Below are 5,751 nucleotides of genomic sequence, written 5' to 3' on the forward strand. Positions count from 1 at the left end.
GACAGTGTGCGGCCCCCTCGGACGGCTCCCTCACCAGACTCCTATGCGGGCTCACAGCCCAAACATCAAGCGGCGTCGGCGGACAGCCCCTGCACTGATTTTCACGCCTGCGGGGCGTCACCGCAGGTGAACGGTCGACTCCTATGTCAAGCAGCCAGGCTCACGGGCGTTGGGGGTGGCGGGTTGAGGGGTTGGCCGAGGTCGGCTTGGTCGGCGAGCAAGGCCCGGTAGACGCGGTCGGAGATGCGACGCCGCAGCAAACGCAGGGCCTCCGTCTTGGTCTTGCCGATGGTGAGTTGCTTGGCGAAGTAGGTCGCGCCTTCGCCGTCGCCTCGCACCTGGGTCACGGCGATCATGTGGAGAGCATGGTTGACGGTGCGATTGCCGCCTCGGTTGAGCCGAACGCGGACCTTGTTGCCTGACCAGACGGGGATCGGGGCAGTGCCGTTGAACCGGGCGAAGGCCGCCTTGGAGACGAACCGAGTGGCGTCGGCGGCCTCTCCGATGATGACCGCGGCACCCAGAACGCCGCAGCCGGGGATCGCCAGCAGATGCGGTGCTCGGGCGGCGACCAAACGACGGATCTGGCTCTCCAGCGCGTTGATGCGTTCCGAGAGACGGCGGCAGTCCGCGACCAGTTCGGCAGCGATGGCCGCGAGCGTCCCGGGATGCTGGATCAAGGCTTGGGCCAGGTGGTCCAGGATGCACAGACGGCGCAGGCCACGAGAGGCGACGGCCAGCTCCGGGTCGAGCTCGTGCAAGAACCAGCGCAGCTTGTTACCGATCGCGGTGCGCTGGGCCACCAGCGTGCGCCGGTGGTCGACCAACAGTTTGATGTCCCGGCTTGGCCCATCCAGGCATGCCTTGGGCAGGTCGGGCTCGCGCAGAGCGACCCGGGCCACCGCCTCGGCGTCGATCGGGTCGGACTTCCCGCGCTCCCGGGCCGAGCGTCGTACGCCGGCCATCAGCCGGGTGTGCACCCGTACCACCGCGTGTCCACTGTTGAGCAGGTCGGCCTCGAACCGCCGCGTCAAGTGGCGGCAGTCCTCGACTGCTACCAGTACCGAACCGAAGCCGTGCAGCCAGGCCAGCGCCTTGAGATGGCCAGCAGGTCTGGCTGCCACGGTCAGTTCTGCCAGCCGCTTTCCCAGCGGATCGACCGCCACCAGCGTGTGCGTGTTCTTGTGTCCGTCTATCCCAACGACGATCAACGTGCCTCCCTGCGACGATGCCGGATGCTCAGGTGATCGTCCGGTGCCGGGGGCACGCCTCAATCGGGCCAGCGGCACGCTCCTATCAAGCCACACCACACCGGACGGCCTGCGACCGGCGGGCGGCACATCGCCGACAAGCCACCGCCGTACGGGGCAGCGAAGAAACGAGCCAGCCCACCGGTCGACAGGATCCTGCCACCGGAGGGCGGCACATCAAGGACCAACCACCAAAGGCGGCTTCGGCCCGCGCCCACCCGCCGATCGCCAACAGCCTGACATTGACGCGAAGAAAGCCGTGGCCCGCTTGAGGATCTCCACGTCCTCCCGCAGGCGGCGGTTCTCCCGCCGCAGTTGGGCCAGTTCCTCGCGTTCGCTGCTGGTCAGCCCGTCACGCTCCCCGTTGTCGACCTCGGCCTGCTTGACCCAATCGCGCACCGCGGTCTCGGTCAGGTCGAAGTCCTTGGCGACCTGACCGACCGAGCGGTCACCCCGTCGGCACAACTCGACGATCTCAGCCTTGAACTCCGGCGTGAACGAGCGGCGAGGACGCGGCTTCTTCTTCCCCATGCTCTCCATGATGGACATCATCCTTCCAAGGCCGAAGCCCCTGATCTCCGATGTCCGTCAAAGCGGATCAAGCCCAAGGAACGCCCGACAGGGCTGACCCCGCACAGCGCCGCGAAGGACGCTGATCTCCCGATCCCCGACCTGGACGCCGAGACCGCCGCCCGCGAGGTCCCCGTTCCCGCTCGGTGATTCCTCGGGCAGCCGTGCATCCTGCGGACGGACAAGGCCGTAGCCGAGCTCGGATACGAGCCCGTTGTCTCGCACGCTGCCGGTCTGGAGGCCGTCAGCGACTCCGTGGCCGTCACCGCGCGTGAAGCGCCATCCACCCTTCAACCGGCGTACGTCAACCCGGCTATTCAGCGGAATTGGGCGACTGACGCCCTGACAACAGAAAGGTGCCGCTGACCTGCAAGGATGCGAGTGTCGAGTTCGTATCCGGTGCAGGAGTCAGGACACTTTCTACAGTTCGGCAGGGCCGGGGGCGCGGCGCGCCCCCGGCCCAGTTCTCGTCACTCTGCGTGCTGAAGTTCCGAGGTATCCGCGCTCCTGGCCGCGACCTTCGGCTGGTGCTTCGGATTGCCCGCATTGACGGCGAAGAACGCGACCAATGCGGCGGCGGCGAGGAATCCGGTGCCCCACCAGTAGGCAACGGAGTAGCCGTGCATCAGCGACAGGTTGGTGAGGGAGGCGGAGCCGTGGTGGGAGGCGACGTATCCGGTGGTGGCGCTCGCGGCGATGGTGTTGAGCAGCGCGGTGCCGATGGAGCCGCCCATCTGCTGCGAGGTGTTGGTCATGGCAGAGGCGACCCCGACATCGCGCGGTTCGACACCGTGGGCGCCCAGGCTGAAGGCGGGCATGAACGCCGTGCCGATACCGACGCCCACCACTATCTCGGCCGCTGCGATGTACCCGAACGAGGAACCGAGGTCAAGCAGCGCGAGCATCAGCACACCGATACCGGACACCGCGTATCCGGCGCCCATCAGCAGGCCGGGGCGGACCCAGTGCGCGAGGCGGGCACCGATCTGTGTGGAGCCGATGGCCTGCGCGGCGGCCATCGGAATGAAGGCCGCTCCGCTCTGCACCGGTGTGTATCCCTTCACCAACTGGAAGTAGTAGCTGAGGAAAAGAAACATGCCGAACATGGACATGACTGACAACGCCAGGGAGAGATAGGAGCCCGCGCGATTTCGTTCGGCGAGGACGCGTAGCGGCAGCAGCGGTGACGTCACCTTGGCCTCAAGCAGGACGAAGGCCGCCAGCAGGAGGGCGGACAGGACGAACATGCCGATGGTCACGCCCGCACCCCAGCCGTCGCTCTCCGCCTTGGCGAAGCCGAACACCAGGGCGACTGCGCCGCCGCTGGCCAGGATGGCCCCCGGCACGTCCAGCCGGCCACGATCCGCGTGCGCGCCGGGGTCGCGCACCACGGTCAGGACACCGATGATCCCGATGGCCGCAATGGGGAGGTTGATGTAGAACCCCCAGCGCCAGTCGGCGTACTCGGTGAAGAACCCGCCGAGCAGCAGGCCCAGGGCGCCGCCCGCGGTGGCTATGGCGCCGTAGACGCCGAAAGCCTTGGCGCGCTCCCTGGCGTCGGTGAACGCCAAGGAGATCAGCGCCAGGGCGGCAGGAGCGAGGAGCGCGCCGAACACACCCTGAAGGGCACGGGCAGTGAGGAGCGTGGGCAGATTCTGCGCCGCACCGCCGAGCCCCGAGGCCAGAGCGAAGCCGACCAGTCCGATGACGAACACCCGCTTGCGGCCCCAGAGGTCGCCCAGGCGCCCGCCCAGAATGAGCAGACCACCGAAAGCCAGGCCATAGGCGGTGATGACCCATTGCCGGCCGCCGTCGGTGAAGTGCAGGTCATGCTGAGCGGACGGCAGAGCGATGTTCATGATCGCCCCGTCGAGGAAGACCATCAGCTGCGCGATGGCGATGAACAGCAGGGCCAACCAGCGCCGGGGGTCGGGATGGTGGACGTCTTGGGACATGACTGGCATTCCTTGGAGGTGTCGGTTGTCGGCCAGGCTTTTTCAGCCGGGCTACGTCAATGGAAGGTTTGCGCCGTGCCGGTGGTGCGGGCGCGCTCGATGGCGTCGGTCAGGCGCGCCGGGACAGGGCATGGCGTCGGGCACCATGCTGGCGCCAGCGGCCCAGGTCCCGGGCGAGCCGGGAGGACAGGCGGGCGCCGTTGCCGCCCATGGAGTGACCGAGGTCGGCGGGCGCGTCGTCACCACGCACGACTCTGGTACCCGGAGGGTGCGGACAGCGGTGTCCGCGCCCCAGCCGCCGGCCAGGAGGGAATTGGCGACTTGCATCAGGGGCTCTCACGGTCGTTGTACGCGGCTGCGGCGGTCCGCGCCGAACCCTGCCGCGATGTGCTGACGTTGCGGAGTTAGAACGCCGGCGACGCCGTGATCGCGGGGATGTGTAGGTGGAGGCCCTGTACTGGCCCCTCCGCCGAACCGGGTCATGCCCACCTCCATTCTAACTCGAACGATCGTTAAATTAAGCACGCATAAAGATGTTGTGCTGTCACGCGGCGCCAGGACCGGTCGGAACCCGGCGCTGCGCGCTCAGCGAAGGCAGTTCAGGGCGACGTCCGCGGTCCGCGTCAGCGCGGCCCGATCCGGATTTATGGCACCCATGACCCGCAGGCCCTGGAAGGTCATGGCGAGGAATCCGGCGAGGTCTGCGGCGCTCCGGTCGGCCGGGATCTCGCCCCGTCCTTGGGCCTCGGCAATGGCCTCGAAGAGTGTGAGCTCAAGCAGCTGCGTCGTTGCGCGAAGCCGCTCGGCCACCTGCGCATCGCTGTGCGCACGCTCCATCGCCGCCCCCACAATCAGACATGACGCCTGGCCGGGACCGCAGGTCACTTCGTCGATCACTGCCGCGAAAGCCGCACGGATCGTCTCCCGCGCGTCACCGCCGGCGCGCAGCATCTCGATGAACGGCAGCGCGTAGTGCCGCCGGTACAAGTCCAGTGCAGCCAGGTAGAGACCTTCCTTGCTGCCGAAGGCCGCATAGATCGAACCACTGCCGATCTCCATGGCCTTCGCCAGGTCACGCACGGAGGTGCCACCGTACCCGGTACGCCGGAACGCCTGCATCGCCGCGGTGACGGCGGCTTCGGTGTCGAACTCGCGAGTGCGTGCCATACAACCGACCGTACCTATTGATGGAACGATCGGCAAATAAATGTGGAGAGCCTTGCGGAGCCGCTGGTCATCGCCGGCTGAAGCAAGATAGGCCTTGGGCGGGCGCGGGTGGGACGGACATCTGGTCTCCAAGGTCTGATGAGCAGGGCACGGCGTCACGGCGAGAGTGACAGTTCGAGATCGCTCAAACGAGATGCGACGCCAGCCGTCGGTCGCCACCGGCCCGAGGTCCGGACGCTCCTACAGCAGGTCGTCGGGGCATGTGCGAAGGCCGGGACGGGGTGTGACCTACAGGCCGGGGCCGTGTCCTCCTCGCGTCAAGGACTTCTCACGGCGCCGCTGGACCGCGATCTGGGTCGCTCTGCCGGCCGCCCCCGGCTCGGCCGCCGCACAGGCAGCCAACCCGCACTTCCACTCGTCCCCGATCAGGCATGCAGTACGACCGCGTGGACCGGTCATCGAGAGCTCGCCCGGCTCCCTGTCTCGCCCGGCCGCGTCCCGGGCTCCATCATGGAAGTCGTACGGTGCTCGATCAACCGACCACGGGCGGACCATGCCGTGATTGCCGACCTACGCCAGGACCAACTATTCGCAGGCGCTCTCGAACGCGCTGTGCGGGAGCTGGGTGCCTTTGTCGCCATTGTTTACCGGGACTCTTGCAGAAAGCCCCGGCGTTCACGCCGGGGATGAATGCATCTCAAGGCTGCTCTGACCTGCACGTCAGAGCGGACGTTGTTGCTGCTCGATGTACTGGCGGACGATCGCCAACGGTGCTCCGCCGCACGATGCGGAGAAGTACGAGGGTGACC

Annotated in this window: 5 protein-coding genes and 1 pseudogene; all 6 read right to left on the reverse strand. The window is 67.4% G+C overall.

The genetic code is table 11. From position 1 onward, the window contains the following. Nucleotides 1-146 precede the first annotated feature (146 nt). Nucleotides 147-1,289 (reverse strand): IS110 family transposase, encoded by a 1,143-nt coding sequence (locus ACFV7R_RS46515; RefSeq protein ID WP_385276725.1) that lies wholly within the window; start codon nt 1,287-1,289, stop codon nt 147-149. Nucleotides 1,290-1,427: 138 nt separating this feature from the next. Further along, nucleotides 1,428-1,781, reverse strand: coding sequence for a transposase (locus tag ACFV7R_RS46520; protein WP_385276728.1), 354 nt, complete (start codon nt 1,779-1,781; stop codon nt 1,428-1,430). A 509-nt stretch (nt 1,782-2,290) separates the two neighbouring features. Then, nucleotides 2,291-3,775 carry an MFS transporter gene (locus tag ACFV7R_RS46525; RefSeq protein WP_385276731.1) on the reverse strand — a complete coding sequence of 495 codons (1,485 nt, stop codon included), beginning with the start codon at nt 3,773-3,775 and terminating at the stop codon, nt 2,291-2,293. Nucleotides 3,776-3,884: 109 nt separating this feature from the next. Further along, on the reverse strand, nt 3,885-4,025 hold the full coding sequence (locus tag ACFV7R_RS46530) for a hypothetical protein (RefSeq protein ID WP_385276734.1): 141 nt from the start codon (nt 4,023-4,025) through the stop codon (nt 3,885-3,887). Nucleotides 4,026-4,360: 335 nt separating this feature from the next. After that, on the reverse strand, nt 4,361-4,942 hold the full coding sequence (locus ACFV7R_RS46535; protein ID WP_385276737.1) for a TetR/AcrR family transcriptional regulator: 582 nt from the start codon (nt 4,940-4,942) through the stop codon (nt 4,361-4,363). 720 nt (nt 4,943-5,662) lie between these two features. Then, nucleotides 5,663-5,751 (reverse strand): annotated as a pseudogene (locus ACFV7R_RS46540) (IS200/IS605 family transposase); the annotation flags it as partial.

Origin of the sequence: Streptomyces sp. NPDC059866, from assembly GCF_042731325.1 — a bacterium.
In the GTDB taxonomy this organism is placed as follows: Bacteria; Actinomycetota; Actinomycetes; order Streptomycetales; family Streptomycetaceae; genus Streptomyces; species Streptomyces flavusporus.

What these genes read in the sequence shown, in the direction of transcription:
- ACFV7R_RS46520 (WP_385276728.1), bottom strand. Translation starts at nt 1,781, where the DNA reads ATGGGGAAGAAGAAGCCGCGTCCTCGCCGCTCGTTCACGCCGGAGTTC.
- ACFV7R_RS46535 (WP_385276737.1), bottom strand. Translation starts at nt 4,942, where the DNA reads ATGGCACGCACTCGCGAGTTCGACACCGAAGCCGCCGTCACCGCGGCG.
- ACFV7R_RS46525 (WP_385276731.1), bottom strand. Translation starts at nt 3,775, where the DNA reads ATGTCCCAAGACGTCCACCATCCCGACCCCCGGCGCTGGTTGGCCCTG.